Origin of the sequence: Streptomyces sp. MS19, from assembly GCF_047200595.1 — a bacterium.
Lineage (GTDB): Bacteria > Actinomycetota > Actinomycetes > Streptomycetales > Streptomycetaceae > Streptomyces.
Map to the genome: position 1 here is coordinate 92061 of NZ_JBJZOH010000002.1, position 24452 is coordinate 116512.

Sequence of the window (24452 nt, forward strand, 5' to 3'; positions counted from 1 at the left end):
CGGCTTGGCTCCCTGGGAGACGGCGGCGGAAAGCCCCCAGGCTACCGGCAGGGAACCAATCACGGTCGCGTGCCGTCCAACCGGCGTACGTGAAGCGGCACTTCCGAGAGCACGAGGAGCGATGGTCGTGGCTGAGGACGAGACACCCGGGTCCCAGGAGGCCCCTGTGCCCCAGAAGGAGGCCATGCCCGAGGCGGGCGGGCACGCCGGGCGCCGCCGGTGGATCGTGGCGGCCGGGGTGGCCGTGGCCACCGCGGCGATCGCGGGCGGGGCCTGTCTCGCCGTGGGCGCCGTGGGCGATGCCGAGCCCGACGGCGGTGCGCCGGCCGACGACGGGACCCCGGTGCTGCTCCTCGACGGGACGGGCGGCTGGGCCGCCGGCTTGTCGGAGTCGGCGCCCGCGCCGGACATCGCGCTCATGCCGCGGGAGCTGACGGCGGACGGCCCGCTGCCGGACGGCCCCGACCTGGCGACCGTGCACCGCTTCGAGGCGGACGTCCCCGAGGAGACCGCCGCCGGGCTCGCCGCCTCGCTGGGCGTCGAGGGCCCGCTGCGGGAGAGCGCCGGGGCGTGGACGGCGAGCGGCCCGGACGCGGACGGCGGGGCGCTGACCGTGCAGCAGGCGGCGCCGGGTGTCTGGAGCTACGGCGGCGGCGTGAGCGCGGCGGCCCCTGACACGCCCGTCGAGCGTGACCTGACCGAGCAGCTCCCGTCGGGCGGCGTGCCGGACGAGAACGAGGCCAGGGAGGCGGTCGCCCCGCTGCTGGCGGCGCTGGGGCTCGCGGACGCGGCGGACGCGCGGGTGGACGCGTCGCGGACGGCCGGTGACGTGCGGCTCGTCCAGGTGGTCCCGCTGGTGGACGGCCTGCCGGTGAGCGGCATGGAGACAACGGCGCACGTCGCGGCGGGCGGCGCGGTCGTGGCGGCGTACGGCTCGCTGGCCACGCCGGTCGCGGCCGAGGAGCGTGCGGCGGTCGGCGCCGAGGAGGCGCTGGACGAGTGGAACGCGGCGCTGCCCGGGGACGGTGCCGCCTGGGGGATCGAGCCCTGCGCGCCGGTGGAGACGGCGCTGCCGGACCCGGAGGCGGTGCCCGGCGCGGAGACGGGCGGGGGCGGCGGTGAGATCGCCGTGCTGCCGTGCGCGCCCGAGGGGCCGGGAGTGCCGGCTGAACCGCTGCCGGTGACGGCTGAGTTCGGTCTCGCGCTGCGCTACTCGGACGAGGAGCCGGTGCTCGTGCCGTCGTGGCTGTTCCGTCCGGCGGACGTGGCGGCGGGCGATCCGTATCCCGCGCAGCAGCCGGCGGTGGCGTACGAGTACGCGCCGGTGGACGGGAATGACGCGGGTGACGAGGCCGGCAGCTCAGACAGCTCGGACAGCTCGGACAGCTCGGACAGCTCGGACAGCTCCGGCAGCAGCCCCGGCGAGGCCCCGGCCGGCCCGGGGAGCGGTGAGGAGGCGCCCGAGACGGGCATGTCCGTGGCGCCCTACGACGAGGGCGACCGCACGCTGACCCTGCGCTTCTGGGGCGGGGTGTGCGACGAGTACGCGGGCGTGGCCGAGGAGTCGGCGGACGGCGTGACGCTCGGCGTCGAGGCGGCGGGGCGGCCCAGCGGGGAGAACTGCATCCTGGTCGCCGAGGAGCAGACGGTCGAGGTCGCGCTGGACGCGCCGGTGGGCGACCGTTCCGTGCTGGCCGAGGACGGCTCGGAGCTGCCCGTGCGGTGATCCCGTGGGATGGTCACCGCACGGCGGTCCTGGCATGACGGAGGCGGCGGTCCCTGGGGGGCCGCCGCCTCGGTCGTCCAGCCGGACGTGCTCAGCTGAAGGAGTCGCCGCAGGCGCAGGAGCCGGTGGCGTTGGGGTTGTCGATGGTGAAGCCCTGCTTCTCGATGGTGTCCACGAAGTCGATGGACGCGCCGCCGAGGTAGGGGGCGCTCATGCGGTCGGTGACGACCTTGACGCCGTCGTAGTCCTTCACGACGTCGCCGTCGAGGGACCGCTCGTCGAAGAACAGCTGGTAGCGCAGGCCGGAGCACCCTCCGGGCTGGACCGCGACACGGAGCGCGAGGTCGTCGCGCCCCTCCTGGTCAAGGAGGCCCCTGACCTTGTCCACGGCCGCGTCGGAAAGGATGATGCCGTCGCTCACGGCGGCCTTTTCCGTAACGGACATCTGCGTCTCTCCCGGGTACTCGTTCGGAATGCACTGGCAGCGGACCGGAACAGCGGTCCTTCCGGATTTATTCCCACCGCCCGTTGCTGGGCTTGCGGACGTCTCTTCTCCCTTCATGCTCGCACACCGGGCGGCGGGCGGGCAGGGCGGCGGGAGGCGAGTGACGCAATCGGCATCGTCAGACTGACGCGAAGAGGGTTATCATCCATTGTGTCAGTACGACGAAAAGGGCGGCTGGCATTCCGGACCACCACAACCGCCCACGACCACGAGAAAGAAGGGTGGGTGCCGTGACCACCGCCCAGAGCCTGGACGTCAAGCCCTCTCCCCTGGCGCTGCTGCTGCTCGGCCGGGGGGCCGACCCGGCGAGCGAGCGCGGCGTGGACTGTCCGGGCGACCTCCCGGCGGCCTCCGACCCCGATCTGGTGGAACGCGCCCGCGCCGCGAAGGAACGGCTCGGCGAGCGCGTGTTCGTCCTCGGCCACCACTACCAGCGCGACGAGGTGATCCAGTTCGCCGACGTGACGGGCGACTCGTTCAAGCTGGCCCGTGACGCGGCGGCCCGCCCGCAGGCCGAGTACATCGTCTTCTGCGGCGTGCACTTCATGGCCGAGTCCGCCGACATCCTCACCTCGGACGCGCAGCAGGTCGTCCTCCCCGACCTCGCGGCCGGCTGCTCGATGGCCGACATGGCGAGCGCCGAACAGGTCGCCGACGCGTGGGACGCGCTGACCGAGGCGGGCGTCGCGGACGCGACCGTGCCCGTCACGTACATGAACTCCTCGGCCGACATCAAGGCGTTCACCGGCCGCCACGGCGGGACGGTGTGCACCTCGTCCAACGCGCAGCGCGCCCTGGAGTGGGCCTTCGCGCAGCGCGCCGACGGCGAGGGCAAGGTCCTCTTCCTCCCCGACCAGCACCTCGGCCGCAACACCGCCGTCCGCGACCTGGGCATGTCGCTCGACGACTGCGTCGTGTGGAACCCGCACAAGCCGAACGGCGGCCTCACCCCCGACGCGCTGCGCCGCGCCCGCATGATCCTGTGGCGCGGCCACTGCTCGGTGCACGGCCGCTTCTCCCTCGAATCGGTGAACGAGGTGCGCGAGCGCGTCCCGGGCGTCACGGTGATGGTGCACCCGGAGTGCCGGCACGAGGTCGTGGCCGCCGCCGACCGGGTGGGCTCGACCGAGCACATCATCGCCGCGCTGGAGGCGGCGCCCGCCGGGAGCCGCTGGGCCATCGGGACGGAACTGAACCTCGTCCGCCGTCTGGCGAATCGTTTCGCCCCCGAGGGCAAGGAAGTCGTCTTCCTCGACCGCACCGTCTGCTTCTGCTCCACCATGAACCGCATCGACCTCCCCCACCTCGTCTGGGCCCTGGAATCCCTCGCGGACGGCAAGGTCGTGGGCCGCATCCAGGTGGACGCCGAGACCGAGCACTTCGCCAAGCTCGCCCTGGAGCGCATGCTCGCCCTGCCGTGACACGCGGGCCGCCGGACGGTGTGGCGGACACGCCGTCCGGCGGGCAGGATCGGCCCATGCTGCTGCGCCGTGTCCGGGACACCCGCGAGGACGCCGATGCCGTACGCGCGGTGGCGGCGGCGGCCGAGGAGGACGGCGGCGGGGCCTGGTCCGCCGCCAGGACGGCGTGGCACCAGCGCGTGACCCGGCACTTCGCCGCCGCCGACCCGGAGGGCTGCTGGCTCGCCGAGGACGCGGCGGGCCGCCCGGTGGGCGCCGCGCTCGCCGGGCGCCGCGACACGCTCTGGGGCCTGACGCTGCTCGCCGTCGTCCCCGAGGCGCGCGAGAAGGGCGTCGGCACCGAACTGCTGCGCCGCAGCATGGCGTACGCCCGGGGCGCCCTGCGCGGCATGGTCTGCGCCGGGACGCACCCCATCGCCGTACGGGTCTTCCGCCGCGCCGGGTTCGCGCTGCACCCGCTGATGCGGATGACCGGGCCGGTGGACGCGTCGCGGCTGACCGTCCCCGACGGCCCCGCGATCGAGGGCGGCGCGGTGCACCGCGACCTGATGGACTCGGTGGACCGGCGGCTGCGCGGCAGCGCCCACGGCCCCGACCACGAGGAGCTGCTGCGGCACTGCCGCGTCGTGGTCGCGGACGACCTGGCGGGCAGCGGCTACTGCTACCTGGACGGCGAGGGCGGCGTCGAACTGCTGGCGGCGACGTCGCGGCGCATCGCCGTACGGCTGCTGGCGTCCGCGCTGCACAGCCTCCCGCCGGGCGCCACCGCGAGCATCCCCCGGCTGACGGCCGAGCAGGAGTGGGCCGTGGACGTGGGCCTGGCGGCCGGGCTCTCCCTGCACACCGGCGGCTTCCTGTGCCTGCGCGGCATGCGCCCGCCCCGCCCGTACATCCCCTCGGCGGCCTTCCTCTGAGGGGCGGCTTGCCGGAACGGCAAGGTTCCTGGGCGGGCGCGGCGGGGTCGCGCAGGATCGTGCCGAGCCGTCCGACACCCCCTGGGAGCGCCGATGCCGCAGTACGCGCAGCCGATCCACCGCCTGGTCCCGTCCCCGGCGGGCCGTGTCCATCTGGCCGAGCAGGGAAGCGGGCCGCTGGTGCTGCTGCTGCACGGCTTCCCGGAGTCCTGGTACTCCTGGCGGCACCAGCTGCCCGTCCTGGCCGCCGCCGGGTACCGCGCCGTGGCGGTGGACGTGCGGGGGTACGGGCGTTCCTCCCGTCCGGCCGGCGACGCCGCGTACCGCATGGCCGAGCTGGTGGAGGACGCCGCCGCCGTCGTCCACGCTTTGGGCGAGCGGACCGCCGTGGCGGTCGGCCACGACTGGGGCGCGGGCATCGCCGCCCACGCCGCCCTCCTGCGGCCCGACGTGTTCCGGGCGGTCGGCATGCTGAGCGTGCCGTACGCGCCGCGCGGCGGGCCGCGCCCGAGCGAGGCGTTCGCCGCGATGCGCGGGGGCGGCGGCGACGAGTTCTACGTGTCGTACTTCCAGGAGCCGGGCCGCGCCGAGGCCGAGATCGAGCCGGACGTGCGCGGCTGGCTCGCCGGCTTCTACGCGGCGCTCTCCGCCGACACCATGCCCGCCGCCGACGCCCCCGACCCGCACTTCGTGTCCCCGGGCGGCACGCTGCGCGACCGGTTCCCGGCCGGGCGGCTGCCCGCGTGGCTGGACGAGGACGATCTCGACGTCTACGCCGGGGAGTTCGAGCGGACCGGCCTGCGCGGGGCGCTGGCGCGCTACCGGAACATGGACCGCGACTGGGAGGACCTCGCCCCCTGGGACGGCGCACCCGTCACACAGCCGTCCCTGTTCATCGGCGGCACCCGCGACGCCTCGACGACATGGCTCGCGGACGCGATCGACGCCTTCCCCACGACACTGCCCGGCCTCGTGTCCTCGCACCTGCTGGAGGGCTGCGGCCACTGGGTCCAGCAGGAGCGCCCCGGCGAGGTCGGCCGCCTGCTGACGGCCTGGCTGGCCGCCCTGCCCGCCGCCTGAACGGGAACGGGCGGGGTCAGCCGCCGCGCGGGCGGACGAGGCCGGTCTCGTACGCCGTCACGACGAGCTGGGCGCGGTCGCGCGCGGACAGCTTGGTCAGCAGCCGGTTGATGTGCGTCTTGACGGTGAGCGGGCTGACGTGGAACCGCTGGGCTATCTCGTCGTTCGACAGCCCCCCGGCCACCTCCACGAGGACCTCGCGCTCCCGCGCCGTGAGGACGTCGAGGACCGAGGGGTCGAGCGCGTCCTCGGCCGTCCCGTCCGAGGAGAGGAAGCGGGCGATCAGGCCGCGCGTGGCGGCCGGGGAGAGCAGCGACTCGCCCGCCGCCGCCAGCCGGATGGCGTGCAGCAGGTCGGCGGGCTCGGCGCCCTTGCCGAGGAAGCCGGAGGCGCCCGCGCGCAGGGCCTCCAGCACGTAGTCGTCCGACTCGAAGGTGGTGAGGATGACGACCTTCACCCCCGCGAGCGCCGGGTCCTCGCCGATGGCGCGGGTGGCGGCGAGACCGTCCATGCCGGGCATGCGGATGTCCATCAGGACGACATCGGCGCCCGCCTCGCGGATGACCCGCAGCGCCTCGGCGCCCTCGGCCGCCTCGCCCGTGACGGTCATCCCCGGGTCGGAGTCCACCAGCACGCGGAACGCGCTGCGCAGCAGCGCCTGGTCGTCCGCGAGCACGACACGGATCACGCGGGCCGCCGCGAGCGGTGCGAACCGGCGTGCGCCGCCACGGACCCGCACGGCTTCGCCGTCCTGCCCGGCCGCGCCTCGGGGCGGGCGTCCTCGGCGGTGGCCGCGTCCGCCCCGGCCGGGCGCGGGGCGACCAGGGGCAGCGTCACGCGGACGCGGAAGCCGTGGTCGTCGCGCGGCGCGGCCTCGCAGGTGCCGCTCAGGGCGGCGGCCCGCTCGCGCATGCCGGTGAGGCCGTGCCCGCTGCCGTACGCGCGGGCGGCGCCCCGCTGCGGGGCGGCGGCCGGGCGCGGCCCGTCGTCGTCCACGGTGACGGTCAGCTCGGGGCCGGCCGGGACGCCGGTGCGGACGATGCGCACCCACGCGCTGGCCGCCGGGCCGGCGTGCTTGTGCACGTTGGTCAGCGCCTCCTGGACGACGCGGTAGGCCGTCAGGTCCACGGCCGAGGGGAGCGGCCCGGCGGCGGCGGGTGCGTGCACCGACACGGTCATGCCCGCCTTGCGGAAGCCGTCCACCAGGTCGTCGAGGCCCGCGAGGCCGCGCGCGGGCTCGGTCGGGGCGATCGGGTCGTCCTGCTGCCGCAGCAGGCCGACGGTGCTCTGGAGCTCGCCCAGGGCGCGGCGGCTGGCGTCCCTGATGTGGCCGAGCGCCTCCTTGGCCTGGTCGGGGCGTGAGTCCATCACGTGCGACGCGACGCCGGCCTGGACGTTGACGAGCGCGATGTGGTGCGCGACGACGTCGTGCAGCTCGCGGGCGATCCGCATGCGCTCCTCGGCGACGCGGCGGCGCGCCTCCTCCTCGCGGGTGCGCTCGGCGCGCTCGGCCCGTTCCCTGATCGCCTCGAACATGGCGCGGCGGCTGCGGGCGGCCTCGCCGGTGACGGCGGCGAGCGCGGTCCAGGCGAAGACGCCGAGGTTGTCGGACGAGTACCAGGGCCGCGTGCCGAAGACCATGGCGACCGGCGTCAGGACGGCGACGGTGGTGACGGCGGCGCGGCGCGTGGTGTTGCGGTCCGTGCGCAGGGCGACGGTGAACAGCGCGATGACGACGGCGATCACCAGCGAGGAGCTGCGCCGTTCGGGCTCGTAGGTGACGCTGCCGAGGACCAGCTCCGTGATGACGAGGCCGCTGACCGTGGCCAGGACGCAGATCGGGTAGCGGCGGCGCGCCACCAGCACGGCGCAGGCGGCGACCGAGATGAGGACGGTGTGCCCGGCCAGGTGCCGCTTGCCGAAACCGGTGCCCGCCGGATGCCCGTAGACCGTCACGGCGGCGCACAGAATCCCGACGAGCACGAAGGCCGCGAAGATCGCGTCGGTCGCCAGCGGGTGACGGCGTACCCACTGGCCGACGCGGATGCCTTGCTCGGGATTCACGGCGGCCGGGTCAGTCCGGGATGAGTCCGTCGTCGGTGAGCATGGCGCGCACCTCGTCGATCGACGCCTCGGCGGCGGGCAGGATCAGCTCGGACGGCTCCAGCGAGTCGTCGGGGAGCGGGGTGCCCAGCTCGCGGACGGCCGCGAGGAGCGCGTCGAGCGTGCCCCTGAAGGCCTCGGCGTCGCCGTTCTCCACCTCGGCGAGCAGCTCGTCGTCGAGCTTGTTCAGTACGGGCAGGTGGCTGTCGTCGAGCCGCACCTGCCCCTCCCCCATGATCCGTACGATCATGTCGCTGCACCACTCCCGGGCGTCGTTGGTTCCGTCATCGCCTGGCGCCGCCGTCCGCAGTCCGCCGGACGGGGCGCCCGGCGTCACCGCGTGCGGGACGTCACTGCTTGTCGAACTTCGGGGACTCCTGCTGGGCGCCCTGGCCCTGCTGCTGCGTGCCCGCCGCGCCGCCGCCCTCGATGGCCTGCCGCCCGGACGAGCTGCCGCCGGCCAGTTCGGCCTTCATGCGCTCCAGCTCGAACTCTACGTCCGAGTTCCCCGCGATCCGGTCCAGCTCCGCGGTCAGGTCGTCCTTGGTGGTGCCGGTCGGGTCGTCCAGCGCGCCGGAGGCCAGCAGCTCGTCGATGGCGCCGGAGCGCGCCTGGAGCTCGGCCGTCTTGTCCTCGGCCCGCTGGATGGCCATGCCGACGTCGCCCATCTCCTCGGAGATGCCGGAGAACGCCTCGCCGATGCGGGTCTGGGCCTGCGCGGCGGTGTACGTGGCCTTGATCGTCTCCTTGCGGGTGCGGAACGCGTCCACCTTCGCCTGGAGCCGCTGGGCCGCGAGGGTGAGCTTGTTCTCCTCCGTCTGGAGCGTCTCGTGCTGCTGCTCCAGGTCGGAGATCTGCTGCTGGAGCCCGGAACGCCGGGTCAGCGCCTCGCGGGCCAGGTCCTCACGGCCGAGGGCGAGCGCCTTCTTGCCCTGCTCGCCGAGCTTGGCCGACTGGTTGTTCAGCTGGTTGATCTGGAGTTCCAGACGCTTGCGCGACGTGGCCACGTCGGCGACCCCGCGGCGCACCTTCTGGAGCAGTTCCAGCTGCTTCTGGTACGAGTAGTCGAGGGTCTCGCGCGGGTCCTCGGCCCGGTCCAGGGCTTTGTTGGCCTTCGCGCGGAAGATCATTCCCATCCGCTTCATGACACCGCTCATGGACTGCGCGCGCCCCCTTCATACCGGGCTCGAACCTGTGACCCATCCTGTGATCCCCTACTACCCTACGGGGCACCTGTCCATTAGCGCACCGCCTGGCGCCGGACCGCTTCCTCCCACAGGACGATCAGGGGCGCCGGCGTCTCCCGCCTGGGGAGTACCCGGGACCCCGGCCGCACGGGGGGACGGGGTCGCGGGGGCGGGTGTTGCGGATTCGTGCCCGTACGCCGCGAGGGAGTCCGGCGGCAGCCCGTAGGCTGGGGGTGTGTTCCGAAGCCGTTCGAAAGAAGATTCCACCAGCGTCCCCGCTTCCGCCGAGGACGAGCAGGTGCGCAACCCGCAGGCGCCCAAAGGGCGGCCCACGCCCAAGCGCAGCGAGGCCGAGGCGCTGCGCCGCGCCACCGCCAAGACGCCGGCGAACCGCAAGGAGGCCGCCAAGCGCGCGCGGGAGCAGCGGCGCGTCGCGATGACGAAGCAGCGCGAGGCGCTGCTCTCGGGCGACGAGCGGCACCTCCCGGTCCGCGACCGGGGCCCGGTGCGGCGCTTCACCCGCGACTTCGTGGACACGAAGTGGCACATCGCCGAGTACTTCCTGCCGATCGCGGTGCTGATCCTCGTGCTGAGCATGACGCCGTCGCTCCAGGCCAGGAACATCGCGCTGCTGCTGTGGCTCGTCGTGATCGTGGCGATCGTCCTGGACTCGATCCTCCTGGCGCGCAGGCTGAAGAAGGAGCTGCGGGCCCGGTTCCCGGACGAGAGCATCCGCGGCGCCCGGCCGTACGCGCTGATGCGCTCGATGCAGATGCGGCGTATGCGGCTGCCGCGCCCGCAGATCAAGCGCGGCGAGGCGCCGCGCCGCTGACGCGCCACGCCCCGGCGCCGTCCACCACGGCGGGCGGGGCGGCGTACGGCGTCACCCGTCAGGGCCGTCCCGGCGGTCGGCGGGGCCCGGCGCGCCACTACCCGGCACGCGGCGCCCCAGCGGACAGAATGCGGCTTATGTCGCAGTCGCAGACTTGGCAGACCTCGTTGTCTTCGGCGTCCCCGGCCCGGCTCGGAGCCGCCGTCCTGTGCACGGCGGCGCTGCTCGCCGGGGCGTCCGGCTGCATCGCCGGCACCGCCGCCCCCGAGGGGACCGGCGCGGGGCAGGCCGCGGCGGAACCGCCCGAGCCGACCCGTTCGGGCGAGTTGCAGAACGCGTACGAGGACGTGGTCGGCGAGGTGCTGCCGTCGGTCGTGCAGATCACCACCGAGGACGGCCTCGGCTCCGGGGTGGTGTACGACGACGACGGCCACATCGTGACGAACGCGCATGTCGTCGGCGAAGGCCAGGAGTTCGAGGTCCTGCTCGCGACCCGGCAGCAGCCGGTGCCCGCCCGGCTGGTCACGGCCTACCCGCAGCAGGACCTCGCCGTCATCGAGCTGACCGAGAAGCCGGACCGGCTGCGCCCCGCGACGTTCGGCGACTCGCGCAAGGTGCGGGTGGGCCAGGTCGTGCTGGCGATGGGCAATCCGCTGGGGCTGTCGTCCAGCGTGACACAGGGCATCGTCTCGGCGGTCGGCCGCTCCGTCAGCGAGGGCGAGGGCCAGGCGACGCTGGGCAACATGGTGCAGACCTCGGCGGCCATCAACCCGGGGAACAGCGGCGGCGCGCTCGTCAACCTCTCCGGGCAGGTCATCGGCATCCCGACCCTCGCCGCCCGCGACCCGGGGCTCGGCGGCGGGCAGGCGCCCGGCATCGGCTTCGCCATCCCGGCGTCCACCGTCACGTTCCTCGCCGACCAGATGATCGAGCACGGGCGGGTGGTGGACTCGGGCCGCGCCGCGCTCGGCGTGACCGTCCGCACGGTTCTGGGCGACGGCTTCGAGCCCGCGGGCGCCGCCATCGTGGACGTGACGGACGACGGCCCCGCCGACCGGGCCGGGCTGCGGCCCGGCGACGTGATCGTCCGGCTGGGCGGGGAGGACGTCAGCGACGTCGTGTCGCTCGCCGAGGCGCTCGCCGCCCAGCGGCCGGACGACCGGGTGAAGCTGGCCTACGTGCGGGACGGCGAGCGGCGCGACGGCCGGGCCACCCTCGGCGAGGCCTGACGTGGCGCCCCGGCCGCCCGGGGCGGGCTCACTCGTCGGCGGCGCCGTGCAGGTCCATCGGACCGTAGATCCTGTTCCCGTCGTCGAGGAGCGTCACCTGGTCCACGCCGGCCTCGATCAGCTCGGGCCAGCTCTCGCCGATCCACGACTCGGCGTCGCCCTGGGTACCGAAGTCGCCGGGGTCCTGCGGAGGTTCGACCGCGGTGCCGTCCGCCCGCTCGAAGCGCCACTCCCACGCCATGTCCGCCTCCTGCTCCCCTGCCGCGACTACCTGCCCGCAGACTAAATCACGGCACGCCCCGTGGCGCACCACCGCGCGCGCCCGCGCCCCCGGCCAGGAGGCACGCCCCGCGCGAGCCCCCCGGGGCGGCCGGAGAGGATCGACGCCATGGAGGTCACCCTGCTCGGCACCGGCGCGCCCGCCGGCCTGCCGTCCCCCGGCTGCCCCTGCGCCGCCTGCGCCCGCGCCCTCGGTCCCGAGGCGCGCACCGCGACCGCGCTGCTGATCGACGGCGTGCTGCTGCTCGACCTGACACCGGGCACCGCCCTGTCCGCCGCGCGCGCCGGGACGTCGCTCGGCGGCGTACAGCAGGTCCTGTTGTCCCACCCGCACAGCGGCCCGCTCCCCGAGCCGCCGCCGGGACTGCCACCGCCGGTGCGGCTGCCGGACGGGCGGGAGCTGGCGCTGCTGACCGGCCACCGGGTGCGCGCGGTGGCGGTGGACGTGCCGGGCACCGGGTACGCCGTGACCGGCCCGGACGGCGGACGGCTGCTGTACCTGCCGCCGGGCGCGGCGCCCGCGGGGAACGGCGACGGGCCGCCGTACGACCTGTGCCTCCTCGACGTGACGGGCCGCCCCGACGCGCTGGCCGGCCTGCGGGCCGCCGGTGCCACCGCGCTGACGACGGACCTGGTCGCCGTGCACATCGGCCACGACGTGCCGCCGGGCGCCGAGCTGCACCGGCGGCTGGCGGCGGCGGGCACGCGCGCCGTCCCCGACGGCACGACGGTGACGGCCGGCGACTTCCGCCACGTGCCGGACCTGCCGCGCCGCACGCTCGTGCTGGGCGGCGCGCGGTCGGGGAAGTCGGCGGAGGCGGAGCGGCGGCTGGCCGCGTTCCCCGGCGTGACCTATGTGGCGACGGGCGGGCGGCGCGCGGACGACCCGGAGTGGACGGCCCGGGTCGCCGCCCACCGGGAACGCCGCCCGGCGTCCTGGACGACCGCCGAGACCTGCGACCTCGTGCCGCTGCTCGCGGACGGCGACGGGCCGCCGCTGCTGATCGACTGCCTGGCGCTGTGGCTGACGGACGCCATGGACGCGGCGGGCGCCTGGGACGGGCCGCCGCGCGGCCTGGCGGAGCGGACGTCCGCCCTCGCGGCCGCCGTGCGCGCGACGCGCAGGACGGTCGTCATGGTCAGCAACGAGGTGGGCTCGGGCGTCGTCCCGGCGACGCGCGCCGGGCGCCTGTTCCGGGACGAGCTCGGCAGGCTGAACGCGGCGGTGGCCGCCGAGTGCGAGCACGTCCTGCTGGCCGTCGCGGGCACCGTCCTGCCGCTGCGCGGCTGACCGGGCGGCGGGCGGCGGGCAGCGCGTTCCGGCCTGTGCGCGGGCGGTAGTCTCGTGCGCATGAGTGACGGCGGTCTCAATCTGGACGACTTCGGCGACCTCATCGAGCGGCCGAGCGCACGCCTCCGCAGGTCGGCCGAGGAGCGGCGGGCCCGTACCGGCCTCGCGCCGGGGACCCTCGGGCGGCTCGACCAGGTCGGCGCCTGGCTGGCCGCCGCGCAGGGGCGGGTGCCCGTGACGCCGGTGGAGCGGCCGAAGGCCGTCGTCTTCGCCGGGGACCACGGCGTCGCCTCGCTCGGCGTCTCCGCCAGGCGGCCGGGCGACGCGCCGGCGCTGGTGCGGGCGCTGCTCGACGGCACGAGCCCCGGGGCCGTCCTCGCGCGGCAGGCCGAGGTGCCGGTGCGCGTCGTCGACATGGCGCTCGACTGCCCGCCGGACGAGCTGCCGGCGGACGTGACCGCCCACCGCGTGCGGCGCGGTTCCGGCCGCCTCGACGTCGAGGACGCCCTCACCGCCGAGGAGGCGGAACGGGCCTTCCGCGCCGGGATGGCGATCGCCGACGAGGAGGCGGACGCGGGCACGGACCTGCTGGTCCTCGGGGACCTGTCGGTCGGCGGGACGACGGCGGCCGCCGTGCTGATCGGCGCGCTGTGCGGCACCGACGCGTCGGTGGTGACCGGCAGGGGCGGCGTGCCGATCGACGACCTGGCGTGGATGCGCAAGTGCGCGGCGATCAGGGACGGGCTGCGGCGGGCCAGGCCGGTGCTCGGCGACCAGCTCCAGCTGCTCGCGGCGGTCGGCGGCGCCGACCTGACGGCGATGACGGGCTTCCTTCTCCAGTGCGCGGTAAGGCGCACGCCGGTGCTGCTGGACGGCGTGGTGGCGACCGCCTGCGCGCTGGTCGGGCAGCGGGTCGCGTTCCGCGCGCCGGACTGGTGGCTGTCCGGCCAGGCGAGCGGCGAGCCGGGGCAGGCGAAGGCGCTCGACCGGATGGCCATGGACCCGCTGCTCGACCACGGCGTGACGGTCGGCGAGGCGACCGGGGCGCTGCTGGCGCTGCCGCTCGTGCGGGCCGCGGCGGCGCTGGCCGCCGAACTGCCCGAACTGCCCGAGCCCGCGCCGGACACGGTGGCGTCCGGCCCCGGCGACGAACCGGAACCGGCCGTCATCTCCGACGCGACCTGACCCCGCTCCCCCGCGCCTGCCCACGGCGCCGTTCCCACCGCACGGCCCGCTGGAACCCGCACGCCGCAGCACCACTCCGGGTGGCACGAGCGCGGTTGCCGCGAGCCACGCCCCCACGCGGGTCACGGCCCGGCGCATCACAGCCGCAGCCCCAGTAGAGAGTGACCGGCCCCGGTCGGCCGTCCGGCCCGACCCGGGGTCCGCCGGAGCGACCACCCTCGTGGGCCGACTCATCGGGCGCATGGCCCACGGCCACCGGCGACCCGGCGGCGAGCGCCCGGCGCCGCGCGGCGGACCTGCGTCCCGGCCCGCCACGGCAGGTCGCGACTTCCGGCAGGCGCCGTCCCCGGAACCAGGCCGCTGTCCACCGGGCGGAGGCCGGCCTCGACGGCCCCGCCGGTTCCGCCACACCGGCTCGGGACGCCGCGCGGAGCCGCCGGACCGGTTCGCGGTGCGCCGCCCGCTCCCCCGTCGCCGCCGGCCGCCGGTTGCGGCGGGGCCGCTCACTGGACCAGCTGGAGGTGCGGATGGCACGGGGACACCGGGCAGACGTACAGCTGTAGGTCGTAGCCACTGGCCACGCTGAGCATGGTGGGGTTCGCGGCTTCGGGGCCGGCGGCGGTCAGGGCGTGCGCGCGGTCCTCGACGGGAATCCAGCTCTCTCCCTCGGAGTCCCATTCCGACGAGGCGATGGTCAGCAGCGGGTCCATCCCGGTGCCGCACGTGGCGCAGAGGCGGGGCATGGGATCGGTGAGGCCCCAGCGGGTCCACCCACCGGCCTTCCAGCCGGGGGCGAGGGACAGCCCGCCGCGGTAGGACTCGCGGTAGAAGTCCTTCTCGTAGGGCGCGTCGGAGCCGTCCGGTACGGCACCGGCCGCCTGCCACCTCCTGCGGTCCTCCAACTGCCTCTGCGACTCCCGGTCCAGTTCCATGGCGCTGGGGTACTCGGTGACCTCCTCCGGCGCCAGCAGGCACGGCTCGGGCAGGTAGCCGGAGAACTGGACCACCGGCGGTTCCGGCGGTGCGTCGAGGATGTCGGTGACCCCGGCGGCGGACCGCCAGAACAGCGCCGTCCTGGGCTCCGCCGGGTGGTCGAAGGGGCACCACAGCACCTGGAGGACATCGGCCCCGGCTTCCCCCGGCGGGCGCAGCAGGGGGATGTCGCTCACGTACAGCTGGGCCATGGGCAGCATGGGGACCGGGCCGTCGGGCCATCGGGGGTCGGCTCCTGTCCGCCCCGCTGGACCGGGCCGTCGGGCCATCGGGGGTCGGCTCCTGTCCGCCCCGCCGCCTTCCCGTCCGGCGCGTCGGGGGGCGTCCCGTTCGCCTCCGCCGCCCGGCGGAGGCGCCGCCGCCGTTCGCCCTCCGGTGTGACGGGGACGTTCACCCCGTCCCACTCGTGCGGGCCGTCGCAGTGCGGCCACGGCTCGTCGGCGGGCCACAGCAGCGGCCCGCCGACGGAGCTGTCGCGGGGCGACGGGGAGCCGGGGCGGGGGTGGAGCCGGGTCGCCGTGCGTGCCAGCGGTGCCAGCTGCGGGACGATCGCGGTCACGTCGGCCGGGCGTGGCGGTGTGGTGCGGACGCGGAGCAGGGCAGCGAAGCTCTTCCCCGCCCGTTCGGCGCACGCCGACCTGATCTCGCCGAGGAACCGCGGACAGTGCTCGCCGAAGGTGTTCAGGGCGTGCCACACCGCGTCGATCGCCGCGACGAGCGGGGCGGGGTCGGCGGCGGCGAGGACGGCGGGAAGGGCGAAGTGCGGCTGTGAGATCAGTCCCGGGGTGTGCGCCGGGACGGCCATGTGGACGACCTCGACGTGCGTGTGTCCGGTGTCCTTGGATGGAAGCGGGACGTACGGCGGCCGTTCCGGGGGTGTCGCCCCGCGCACCGACGTGTCCGGCACACGGGGGTCGGCACGCAGGGCCTCCCGCATCCGGGTGCCGTCGTCGAACGGCGGCGGCAGCGGGCGTCCCTCCGCCAGTTCGGCGAGCGCGTGGGCGACCCAGGGCAGGCCGGTCAGGCCCGCTGTCTCGCAGGCCCGCCGCGCGGCCAGCAGTGCCACGGCGCGCTGGACCCCGGGCCCCGCGACGTCGAGGGCGTGCACCAGCTCGCTGTCGAAGCGGAGCAGACCGAGGACGTTGCTCCCGGAGGCGTCGCGCAGCCTCTCGCTCGGCAGCCGTCCGCCCCACTCCCACTCCTCGTAGTGCAACCGCCGCGCCTCGGCCGCCCGTTCGGCACGCTCCTCGGCGGCCCGCGCGAACAGCTCGCGGGTCCGGCGCGCGGCCTCCGCCTGCTGCGCGGGCGTACGCGGCGTCGCGCGCGCGTAACCGTGCATGTCCTCGGCGGTGTCCGACGTCTGGCGGACCACGCGGGCCGGGGCGGGCGGGGCGGGCCAGAACTGGAGGAGGTAGCCGTCCACCGGGAGCTTCCCGGTGGTTCCGGCGGGCAGTTCCACCGCGTCGTCCATCCCCCGGGCGCACCACCTGACGCGGTAGTCGGTCCGTATCAGCCCCAGGTCCCACGACGCCCCGCCGTCCCACCGCACCAGGCGCGTGCGGTCCGACGCGGGGCGGAAGGACGCCTCCACCACGTCCTCCCAGTCCTCGTCGAGAGCGGGGGCCCCGTCGTGGACCTCCACGACGAGGGGGACATCGCCCGAGTACAGCCCGGTGTACAGGAGGACGGCGCCGGGGACCGCGGCCCCGCACAGGCCCGCGTCCTGGCCCGCGAACGCCTCGCGCAGGTCCGGTCTCGCGGCGTCCGGACCGCTCACGACGTAGATCCGGCGGTCGTGGACCTGCACCTCGCCTGCGACGGGCCTGCGCACAGCACTCACCTTCTCCAGGTCGGGGACGGCCACGAACCCCCTGCTGGACGAGCCGTCACGCGCTCCGCATCATGCCGTGCGCCACTGACAACGGGCGCCACCGCCCCCGGAAGGCGCCGCGCTACCCGTCCCCGTGCCCCTTGCCGTCGCCGCCCTGCGGGGTCGGGGTCCCGGCGAGCAGGTCGTCCACGCGCTGTTCGAGGCGGCCCCAGCGGCGCGAGTGCTTCTCCGCCCGGCGGCGGGCCCGCTCCGCCGTACGCGGGAAGTGCGGGTAGACGCGCCGCGCCCAGAACGAGTCGGGCCGCGCGAGCCGCACCGCGCCGACCAGCGCCACCAGCGGGACGAGGATGCCGAAGACGGTGGTCCTGTACTTCCCCTTCAGCAGCGCGATCAGCGCCAGCAGGAAGTTGACCAGCAGTGTCACGATCAGGTTCCGCCGGTCGAGCCACGTCTCAGGGCCCGCCCCGGCCACGCCGAACGGCAGGAAGCCGCACAGCAGGACCGTGCACAGCGCCCCCGTCAGCACGAACGCCTCGACGCTCTTCTGGCCCTGCTCGGTCCAGTACACATCCTGCATGTAGAGGATCAGCGCGAACTCGTCCATCACCAGGCCAGCCCCGATGCCGAAGACGATCGCCGTCACCGCCGCGACCCACCCCCGGCCGGGCGCCGCGACGCCCCCGAAGCCGCCGACGCACATGAGGATCACGCCCGGCACCACGTGGTGCAGGTGCTTCCCGCCCGCCGACAGGTCGTGGAACGGCCCCTTGCCCGCGCGGATCAGACGCGTCACACAGCGCGTCACCAGGAAGGTCACGACGAACGCGACCAGGGCGAGGAGCAGCGGGAGCTTCCCCGCGTCCACGATGTTGCGCTGCCACCAGTCCACTACCCCGTCCATGGCCTTCAGCCTGTGCCGCTACCCTCCGGTGCGATGAACGCCACGCCGCCCCCGCCCCCCGCCGGGCCTCCCCCCGCCACCAGGACGGACGCACGCAGCGCCCTCCGCTTCGCCTTCGGGACGCTCACCGTGCTGCCCGTACGACCGCCGGAGCGCTGGGACCGGCCGACCGCGCGCGGCGGCATGCTGTGCGCGCCGCTCGCCGGTCTCGCCACCGGCCTCGTCGTCTGCCTGCTGTCCTGGCTGCTCCTCGAACTGGAGGCCGGTGCGCTGCTGACGGCCGTCCTCGCCGTGGCGCTCGGGGCGGCGCTCAGCCGCGGCCTGCACCTCGACGGGCTGGCCGACACGGCGGACGGGCTCGGCAGCCGCCGCCCCGCCGCCGAGGCGCTGCGGGTGATGAAACGTTCCGACATCGGCCCGTTCGGCGTGCTGGTCCTCCTGCTGACGGTGCTCGCGCAAGTGGCCGCGGTCGCCGAGCTGTACGGGCACGGGCGGCCGCGCGCGCTCACCGCCGTCGTGTGCGCGGCGGTCGTCTCGCGCGCCGCGCTGACCTGGGCCTGCCGGGCGGACGCGCCGCCCGCCGCGCGCCCTGACGGGATGGGCGCGACGGTCACGCGGACCGTGCCGACCGGCGCGGCACTCGCCGTCGCGGGCGCGGTGGCGTTCGCGTCGGCCGTCGCCGGTGCCCTCGCCTGGGACCGCCCTGCGGTGGGCGCCCTGGGCGGGCTGCTGTCCGTCCTGGTCGCGCTGGCGGCGGCGGAACTGCTGCTCCGTCACTGCGCGCGCCGCTTCGGCGGGTTGACGGGCGACGTGCTCGGGGCGTGCGCCGAGACGGCGGGAACGGCCGCGCTGCTGGTCTGGACCGTGACCGCGCCCTGAACCGGGTCCTGGCCCGTCCGGCGTAGTCTTCTGCCCGACGCGCCCGCCCGGCGGCCGGGCGGTGACCGCGCCGACGACGACGCCCCGAAGGAAACGGAACCACCTCACGTGACTGAACTGACCCTCAGCAACCTCTCCGCCACCTCCGTCCCCGCGGACGCGGTGGTCGTCGGCATCGCCCGGGGTGAGTCCGGCCCGGTCCCCGCGCCGGGGCCCGCGGCGGCCGCGGCCGTGGACGAGGCGTTCGGCGGCGGCCTGGCGGCGGCGCTCGCCACCGTGGGCGCCAAGGGCGACACGGAGGAGATCACCAAGCTGCCCACCCCCGAGGGGGTGCCCGCCCCGCTCGTGGTCGCCGTCGGCCTCGGCGAGGCCCCGGCGGACGGGACCGGGTACGCGCCCGAGACCCTGCGCCGCGCCGCCGGTGCCGCCACCCGCGCCCTGGCGGGCTCGGAGCACGCCGTCCTGGCACTGCCCCTGACCGACGACGCGGCGGTGGCGGCCGTCACCGAGGGCGCGCTGCTCGGCACGTACACCTTCACCGCCTTCCGCGGCCGCGGCCACGAGGGCACCCCGCCGCTCGCCCGGATCACCGTCCTCGACCCGGGCGCGGCGGACGCGGCCCACGCGGCGGCGGCCGAACGCGCCCTCGTCGTCGCCGAGGAGGTCGCCCGCACGCGCGACCTCATCAACACCCCCGCCAACGCGCTGACCCCCGCCGACTTCGCCGACCTCGTCGCCACCGCCGCGCCCGAGTACGGCGTCGAGGTGGAGGTGCTGGACGAGGAGGAGCTGACCGCCGGGGGCTACGGCGGCATCCTCGGCGTCGGCATGGGCTCGGCGGCGCCGCCCCGGCTGGTGCGCGTCGCCTGGACGAGCCCGGCGGCCTCCGCGACGCTCGCCCTGGTCGGCAAGGGCATCACCTACGACTCGGGCGGCCTGTCCCTGAAGCCGGTCGGCGCGAACGAGACGATGAAGTGCGACATGAGCGGCGCCGCCGCCGTCTTCTCCGCCGTGCTCGCCGCCGCCCGCCTCGGCCTGCCGGTGAACGTGACGGGCTGGCTCGCGCTCGCCGAGAACATGCCCTCGGGCTCCTCGCTGCGCCCCGGCGACGTCCTGACCACGTACGACGGCACCACCGTCGAGGTCCTCAACACCGACGCGGAGGGCCGCCTCGTCCTGGCCGACGCCCTGGCGCGGGCCTGCGAGGAGTCCCCCGACGCCGTGGTGGACGTGGCGACGCTGACCGGCGCGATGGTGCTGGCGCTCGGCAAGCGGATCTTCGGCGTGATGGCGAACGACGACGCGTTCCGCACGCTGCTGCACGAGACGGCGGAGCAGGCCGGTGAGCAGTCCTGGCCGATGCCGCTGCCCGCCGAGCTGGGCGAGAGCCTGAAGTCGCCGCTCGCCGACCTGAAGAACGTGGGCGAGCGGATGGGCGGCGGGCTGACGGCCGGGGTGTTCCTGAACGAGTTCGTGGCGGACGGCGTCCGCTGGGCGCACCTGGACATCGCGGGGCCCGCCTTCAACGACGGCGGCCCGTTCGGCTACACCCCGAAGGGCGGCACGGGCGTGTCGGTGCGCACCCTCGTCCGGCTGGCCGAGCGCGCGGCGAACGGCGAGCTGAGCGGCTGACCGCCGCGGGACGCCGCCCCCGGTACCCCGGTACCGGGCGGCGTCCGCCCTTTCGGCGCAGCGTGCGAAGATGGGGTCCGGCAGGACAGGGCCCGGCTGGCCCATGCAGGCGAGCCGCACTCCGCCGTATCCCCCCGGCGGCCGACAACCCCATCTTGGAGGAACGTGACGTGGCGAACGACGCCGGCACCGTTTACGACCTGGTGATCCTCGGTGGGGGCAGCGGTGGATACGCCGCGGCCCTGCGGGCGTCCCAGCTCGGCCTGGACGTCGCCCTCATCGAGAAGAACAAGCTCGGCGGCACCTGTCTGCACAACGGCTGCATCCCGACCAAGGCCCTCCTGCACGCCGGCGAGATCGCCGACGCCGCGCGGGACGGCGGCGAGTTCGGGGTCAGGACCACCTTCGAGGGCATCGACATCGCGGGGGTGCACAAGTACAAGGACGGCGTGGTCGCCGGCCTGTACAAGGGCCTCCAGGGCCTGGTCGCCTCCCGCAAGATCACGTACGTGGAGGGCGAGGGCCGCCTGTCGTCCCCGACCTCCGTGGACGTGAACGGCACGCGCTACACCGGCCGGCACGTCGTGCTGGCCACCGGTTCCGTCCCCCGGTCCCTGCCGGGGCTGACGATCGACGGCGACCGGATCATCTCCTCGGACCACGCGCTGGTCCTCGACCGGGTGCCGAAGTCGGCGATCGTGCTGGGCGGCGGCGTGATCGGCGTCGAGTTCGCCTCGGCGTGGAAGTCGTTCGGCACCGACGTGACCATCGTCGAGGGGCTGCCGCACCTGGTGCCTGCGGAGGACGAGGACAGCTCCAAGCTCCTGGAGCGCGCCTTCCGCAAGCGGGGGATCAACTTCTCCCTCGGCGCCTTCTTCCAGTCGGCCGAGTACACCGCGGACGGTGTGCGCGTCACGCTGGCGAACGGCAAGACCTTCGAGGCGGAGCTGCTGCTCGTCGCCATCGGCCGCGGCCCCGTGTCGCAGGGCCTCGGCTACGAGGAGAACGGCGTCGCCCTCGACCGCGGCTTCGTGGTGGTGGACGAGTACTGCCGCACCTCCGTGCCGACGATCTCGGCCGTGGGCGACCTGATCCCCACCCTCCAGCTGGCACACGTCGGCTTCGCCGAGGGCATCCTGGTGGCCGAGCGGCTCGCCGGTCTGTCGCCGGTGCCGATCGACTACGACGGCGTGCCGCGCGTCACCTACTGTCACCCGGAGGTCGCCTCGGTCGGCATCACCGAGGCCCGTGCCAAGGAGCGGTACGGCGCGGACCAGGTGGTGACGCTGAGGTACAACCTGGCCGGGAACGGCAGGAGCAAGATCCTGAAGACGGCGGGCGAGATCAAGCTCGTACGCGTCAGGGACGGCGCCGTCGTCGGCGTCCACATGGTCGGTGACCGGCTCGGTGAGCAGGTGGGCGAGGCCCAGCTGATCTACAACTGGGAGGCGCTGCCCGCCGAGGTGGCGCAGCTCATCCACGCCCACCCCACGCAGAACGAGGCGCTGGGCGAGGCCCATCTCGCCCTCGCGGGCAAGCCGCTGCACTCGCATGACTGAGTCCGGCATGACTGACCGTGGCGAGACTGGCCGTGGCATGACCGACCGCAGTACGACCGACCCTGGCGCGTCACCACCGGAGCGCGTCTCCATCCGCCACTTTTCGTAAGGAGCAACAGAAACCATGGCGGTTTCCGTAACCCTTCCGGCGCTCGGCGAGAGCGTGACCGAGGGCACCGTCACCCGCTGGCTCAAGGCCGAGGGCGAACACGTCGAGGCCGACGAGCCGCTGCTCGAAGTGTCCACCGACAAGGTGGACACCGAGATCCCCGCGCCCGCCGCGGGTGTGCTGTCGTCCATCAAGGTGGCCGAGGACGAGACGGTCGAGGTGGGCGCCGAGCTGGCGGTCATCGACGACGGTTCCGGCGCGCCGGCCGCCGCGCCCGCCCCGGCGCAGCAGGAGCAGCGGCAGGAGGCGGCCCCGCAGGCCGCCCCCGCGCAGCCCGAGCCCGCGCAGCAGCAGGAGCAGGCCCCCGCCGCCCCGGCGCAGTCCTCCGGCGGCGGCGCCGCCGAGGGCACCGACGTCACCCTGCCCGCGCTGGGCGAGTCGGTCACCGAGGGCACCGTCACCCGCTGGCTGAAGCAGGTCGGCGACTCGGTCGAGGCCGACGAGCCGCTGCTGGAGGTGTCCACCGACAAGGTCGACACCGAGATCCCCGCCCCGGCCTCCGGCACCCTGCTGGAGATCACGGTCGGCGAGGACGAGACGGCCGAGGTCGGCGCGAAGCTGGGCGTCATCGGTGCCGCGGGCGCGGCCCCGGCGCGGCAGCAGGAGCAGGCCCCCGCCGCCCCCGCCGCCCCCGAGCCGGCGAAGGCGCCCGAGACCCAGACCCGTGCCCAGGCCCCGGCGCAGCCCGAGCCGGAGCCGAAGCCCGAGCCCGCGCAGAAGGCCGCGCCCGCCCCGGAGCCCAGCCGGGCCCCGGCGCAGCCGCAGGCCCAGGCCCCGGCCGCGCGCCGTACGCAGGAGGCCGCCCCGGCGGCCGACGGCGCGTACGTCACGCCGCTGGTGCGCAAGCTGGCGTCCGAGAACGGCGTGGACCTCACGTCGGTCAAGGGCTCCGGCGTGGGCGGCCGCATCCGCAAGCAGGACGTCCTGGACGCGGCCGAGGCGGCGAAGGCCGCCGCGGCGCAGCCCGCCCAGGCCGCCGCCGCCCCGAAGGCCGCGGGCCCCGCCCCGGTCCAGCCGTCGCCGCTGCGCGGCCAGACGGTGAAGATGAGCCGCATCCGCAAGGTCATCGGCGAGAACATGCTGAAGGCCCTGCACAACCAGGCGCAGCTCTCGACGGTCGTCGAGGTGGACGTGACCCGGGTGATGCGGCTGCGGGCGAAGGCCAAGGACGCGTTCCTGGCGCGCGAGGGCGTGAAGCTGTCGCCGATGCCGTTCTTCGTGAAGGCCGCCGCCGAGGCGCTGAAGGCGCACCCGGCGGTCAACGCGAAGATCAACGACGACGGCACCGTCACGTACCACGACGTGGAGAACGTCGGCATCGCCGTGGACTCCGAGAAGGGCCTGATGGTCCCGGTCATCAAGGGCGCGGGCGACCTGTCCCTGGCCGGCATCGCCAAGAAGACGGCGGAGCTGGCGGGCAAGGTCCGCGGCAAGGGCCTGACCCCGGACGACATGTCCGGCGGCACGTTCACGATCAGCAACACCGGGTCGCGCGGCGCGCTGTTCGACACGATCATCGTGAACTACCCGCAGGTCGCGGAGCTGGGGATCGGCGCGACCGTGCGCCGTCCCGTCGTGGTGAACCACCCCGACCTCGGCGAGACCATCGCCGTCCGGGACATGGTGTACCTGACTCTCTCCTACGACCACCAGCTGGTGGACGGCGCGGACGCCGCCCGCTACCTGGGGGACGTGAAGGCACGCCTGGAGGCGGGCCAGTTCGAGGGTGAGCTGGGTCTCTGACCCACGCCGCCCGCCGGCTGTTCCACCCCGCGCCCCGCCCGGAGCCTCCGGGCGGGGCGCGGGCTGTTGTGAGCGCTTATCGTCGGCGAACGGCACCACCAACGGCACCATCAACGGCACCACCAACGACAGGAGCGAGCGGGATGAGTCCACCCGTCGTGCGTTCGCTGCGCAAGCAGATCCGCGAGCACATCGTGGAGGGCATCGTCAGCGGGCGCTGGCAGCCGGGCGAGCGGATCGTGGAACGCCGCATCGCCGTCGAGCTGGCGGTCAGCCAGACGCCGGTGCGCGAGGCGCTGCGGGAGCTGGAGGCGCTGCGGCTCATCGAGTCGGCGCCGAACAAGGGCGTCCGCGTGCGCGCGCTGACGGCCGCCGACCTGGAGGAGATCTATCCGGTGCGCGCCGGGCTCGAACAGGTCGCGGCGGAGCTGGCCGCCGGGCGGCTGGCCGAGGACGTGTCGGCGCTGGAGCCCGAGGTGGCGGCGCTGTACGAGGCGGACCGGCTGGCGGACGCGGAGGCGCAGGTGGGGCACACCGTCGCGTTCCACCGACTGCTGGTGGCGGCGTCGGGGAACAGCGTGCTGCTGCACACCTGGGAGTCGCTGGGGATCGAGATCTGGACGGGGCTCGCGATCCGCTGGCTGGGGACGCGGCAGCGGTCGTACGCGGAGGAGCACCAGGAGCTGGTGGACGCGTTCCGGCGGCGTGATCCGGAGATCGGGCGGATCGTCAGGGAGCACGTCCTCGGCTGTGCACCGCGTGCCTGAATCGCTGGCATGGAGTGCCAATTTTTCCGATTCGATGTTTTTTTGTCCCGAACCCTTTGATCGATCATCGATCATCGGCTTACAGTCTTCCCGTGGCTCCGCAGTCCGCTGCGGTCCCCTGCAAGCGAGCCCCGCCGCGTAGCTCCTGTCCTGCCCCGCGGCGAGGTTCCCACTGGAGGCCCGGGTCCCGAATGTCGCGCCAACGACGGGACCCGGCCCTCACGGG

22 protein-coding genes are annotated in these 24452 nt (G+C 75.0%); 13 read left to right on the forward strand and 9 right to left on the reverse strand.

Annotation, left to right across the window (positions count from 1 at the left end):
- Nucleotides 1–166 precede the first annotated feature (166 nt).
- Nucleotides 167–1726, forward strand: coding sequence for a hypothetical protein (locus ACL02R_RS02965; RefSeq protein ID WP_412795244.1), 1560 nt, complete (start codon nt 167–169; stop codon nt 1724–1726).
- A 91-nt stretch (nt 1727–1817) separates the two neighbouring features.
- On the opposite strand, the gene ACL02R_RS02970 is transcribed toward ACL02R_RS02965, so the two are convergent.
- A complete protein-coding gene (locus ACL02R_RS02970) occupies nt 1818–2171 on the reverse strand; it encodes a HesB/IscA family protein (RefSeq protein ID WP_362963398.1) in 354 nt (117 codons plus the stop codon).
- Nucleotides 2172–2461: 290 nt separating this feature from the next.
- Between ACL02R_RS02970 and nadA the strand changes: the two genes are divergently transcribed.
- The 3 genes from nadA to ACL02R_RS02985 all read left to right on the forward strand — a co-directional run bounded on the left by nadA (nt 2462) and on the right by ACL02R_RS02985 (nt 5646).
- On the forward strand, nt 2462–3652 hold the full coding sequence (gene nadA, locus ACL02R_RS02975) for a quinolinate synthase NadA (RefSeq protein ID WP_412795245.1): 1191 nt from the start codon (nt 2462–2464) through the stop codon (nt 3650–3652).
- 56 nt (nt 3653–3708) lie between these two features.
- Entirely contained in the window at nt 3709–4566 is an 858-nt protein-coding gene (locus ACL02R_RS02980; protein WP_412795246.1) for a GNAT family N-acetyltransferase, read from the forward strand.
- A 93-nt stretch (nt 4567–4659) separates the two neighbouring features.
- Nucleotides 4660–5646, forward strand: coding sequence for an alpha/beta fold hydrolase (locus tag ACL02R_RS02985; protein ID WP_412795247.1), 987 nt, complete (start codon nt 4660–4662; stop codon nt 5644–5646).
- A gap of 16 nt (nt 5647–5662) precedes the next feature.
- Here ACL02R_RS02985 and ACL02R_RS02990 read toward each other — a convergent pair whose 3' ends face one another.
- From ACL02R_RS02990 to ACL02R_RS03005, 4 genes are all read right to left on the reverse strand, one after another.
- On the reverse strand, nt 5663–6334 hold the full coding sequence (locus tag ACL02R_RS02990) for a response regulator (protein WP_412795248.1): 672 nt from the start codon (nt 6332–6334) through the stop codon (nt 5663–5665).
- Entirely contained in the window at nt 6331–7710 is a 1380-nt protein-coding gene (locus ACL02R_RS02995; protein WP_412795249.1) for a sensor histidine kinase, read from the reverse strand. The genes ACL02R_RS02990 and ACL02R_RS02995 overlap by 4 nt, the downstream gene beginning before the upstream one ends.
- Before the next feature lie 10 nt (nt 7711–7720).
- On the reverse strand, nt 7721–7999 hold the full coding sequence (pspAA, locus tag ACL02R_RS03000; protein ID WP_412795250.1) for a PspA-associated protein PspAA: 279 nt from the start codon (nt 7997–7999) through the stop codon (nt 7721–7723).
- Nucleotides 8000–8099: 100 nt separating this feature from the next.
- Complete coding sequence (locus ACL02R_RS03005) at nt 8100–8906, reverse strand: PspA/IM30 family protein (RefSeq protein ID WP_412795251.1); 807 nt, start codon at nt 8904–8906, stop codon at nt 8100–8102.
- A gap of 265 nt (nt 8907–9171) precedes the next feature.
- Between ACL02R_RS03005 and ACL02R_RS03010 the strand changes: the two genes are divergently transcribed.
- Nucleotides 9172–9768, forward strand: a complete 597-nt coding sequence (locus ACL02R_RS03010; RefSeq protein WP_412795252.1) for a DUF3043 domain-containing protein — start codon at nt 9172–9174, stop codon at nt 9766–9768.
- Between the two features lie 137 nt (nt 9769–9905).
- The gene (locus ACL02R_RS03015; protein WP_412795253.1) at nt 9906–10997 is read left to right on the forward strand and encodes a S1C family serine protease; all 1092 of its coding nucleotides are present in this window, start codon (nt 9906–9908) and stop codon (nt 10995–10997) included.
- Nucleotides 10998–11025: 28 nt separating this feature from the next.
- On the opposite strand, the gene ACL02R_RS03020 is transcribed toward ACL02R_RS03015, so the two are convergent.
- Nucleotides 11026–11238 (reverse strand): hypothetical protein, encoded by a 213-nt coding sequence (locus tag ACL02R_RS03020; RefSeq protein ID WP_412795254.1) that lies wholly within the window; start codon nt 11236–11238, stop codon nt 11026–11028.
- Nucleotides 11239–11385: 147 nt separating this feature from the next.
- Between ACL02R_RS03020 and ACL02R_RS03025 the strand changes: the two genes are divergently transcribed.
- A complete protein-coding gene (locus tag ACL02R_RS03025) occupies nt 11386–12567 on the forward strand; it encodes a bifunctional adenosylcobinamide kinase/adenosylcobinamide-phosphate guanylyltransferase (RefSeq protein ID WP_412795255.1) in 1182 nt (393 codons plus the stop codon).
- A gap of 60 nt (nt 12568–12627) precedes the next feature.
- A complete protein-coding gene (locus tag ACL02R_RS03030; protein WP_412795256.1) occupies nt 12628–13752 on the forward strand; it encodes a nicotinate-nucleotide--dimethylbenzimidazole phosphoribosyltransferase in 1125 nt (374 codons plus the stop codon).
- 503 nt (nt 13753–14255) lie between these two features.
- Here ACL02R_RS03030 and ACL02R_RS03035 read toward each other — a convergent pair.
- The 3 genes from ACL02R_RS03035 to ACL02R_RS03045 form a co-directional block, all read right to left on the reverse strand.
- On the reverse strand, nt 14256–14936 hold the full coding sequence (locus tag ACL02R_RS03035) for a non-ribosomal peptide synthetase (protein ID WP_412795257.1): 681 nt from the start codon (nt 14934–14936) through the stop codon (nt 14256–14258).
- Nucleotides 14918–16609 (reverse strand): hypothetical protein, encoded by a 1692-nt coding sequence (locus ACL02R_RS03040; protein WP_412795258.1) that lies wholly within the window; start codon nt 16607–16609, stop codon nt 14918–14920. Before ACL02R_RS03040 ends, ACL02R_RS03035 begins: the two co-directional genes overlap by 19 nt.
- An 88-nt stretch (nt 16610–16697) precedes the next feature.
- Nucleotides 16698–17477, reverse strand: coding sequence for a hypothetical protein (locus ACL02R_RS03045; protein WP_412795259.1), 780 nt, complete (start codon nt 17475–17477; stop codon nt 16698–16700).
- 33 nt (nt 17478–17510) lie between these two features.
- Between ACL02R_RS03045 and ACL02R_RS03050 the strand changes: the two genes are divergently transcribed.
- The 5 genes from ACL02R_RS03050 (at nt 17511) to ACL02R_RS03070 (ending at nt 24226) form a co-directional block, all read left to right on the forward strand.
- A complete protein-coding gene (locus tag ACL02R_RS03050) occupies nt 17511–18356 on the forward strand; it encodes an adenosylcobinamide-GDP ribazoletransferase (RefSeq protein ID WP_412795260.1) in 846 nt (281 codons plus the stop codon).
- A 108-nt stretch (nt 18357–18464) separates the two neighbouring features.
- A complete protein-coding gene (locus ACL02R_RS03055; RefSeq protein WP_412795261.1) occupies nt 18465–19988 on the forward strand; it encodes a leucyl aminopeptidase in 1524 nt (507 codons plus the stop codon).
- A 170-nt stretch (nt 19989–20158) separates the two neighbouring features.
- Complete coding sequence (gene lpdA, locus ACL02R_RS03060) at nt 20159–21547, forward strand: dihydrolipoyl dehydrogenase (RefSeq protein ID WP_362963430.1); 1389 nt, start codon at nt 20159–20161, stop codon at nt 21545–21547.
- A 124-nt stretch (nt 21548–21671) separates the two neighbouring features.
- The gene (gene sucB, locus ACL02R_RS03065; protein WP_412795262.1) at nt 21672–23459 is read left to right on the forward strand and encodes a 2-oxoglutarate dehydrogenase, E2 component, dihydrolipoamide succinyltransferase; all 1788 of its coding nucleotides are present in this window, start codon (nt 21672–21674) and stop codon (nt 23457–23459) included.
- Nucleotides 23460–23602: 143 nt separating this feature from the next.
- Nucleotides 23603–24226 (forward strand): GntR family transcriptional regulator, encoded by a 624-nt coding sequence (locus ACL02R_RS03070; protein WP_412795263.1) that lies wholly within the window; start codon nt 23603–23605, stop codon nt 24224–24226.
- Nucleotides 24227–24452 lie beyond the last annotated feature (226 nt).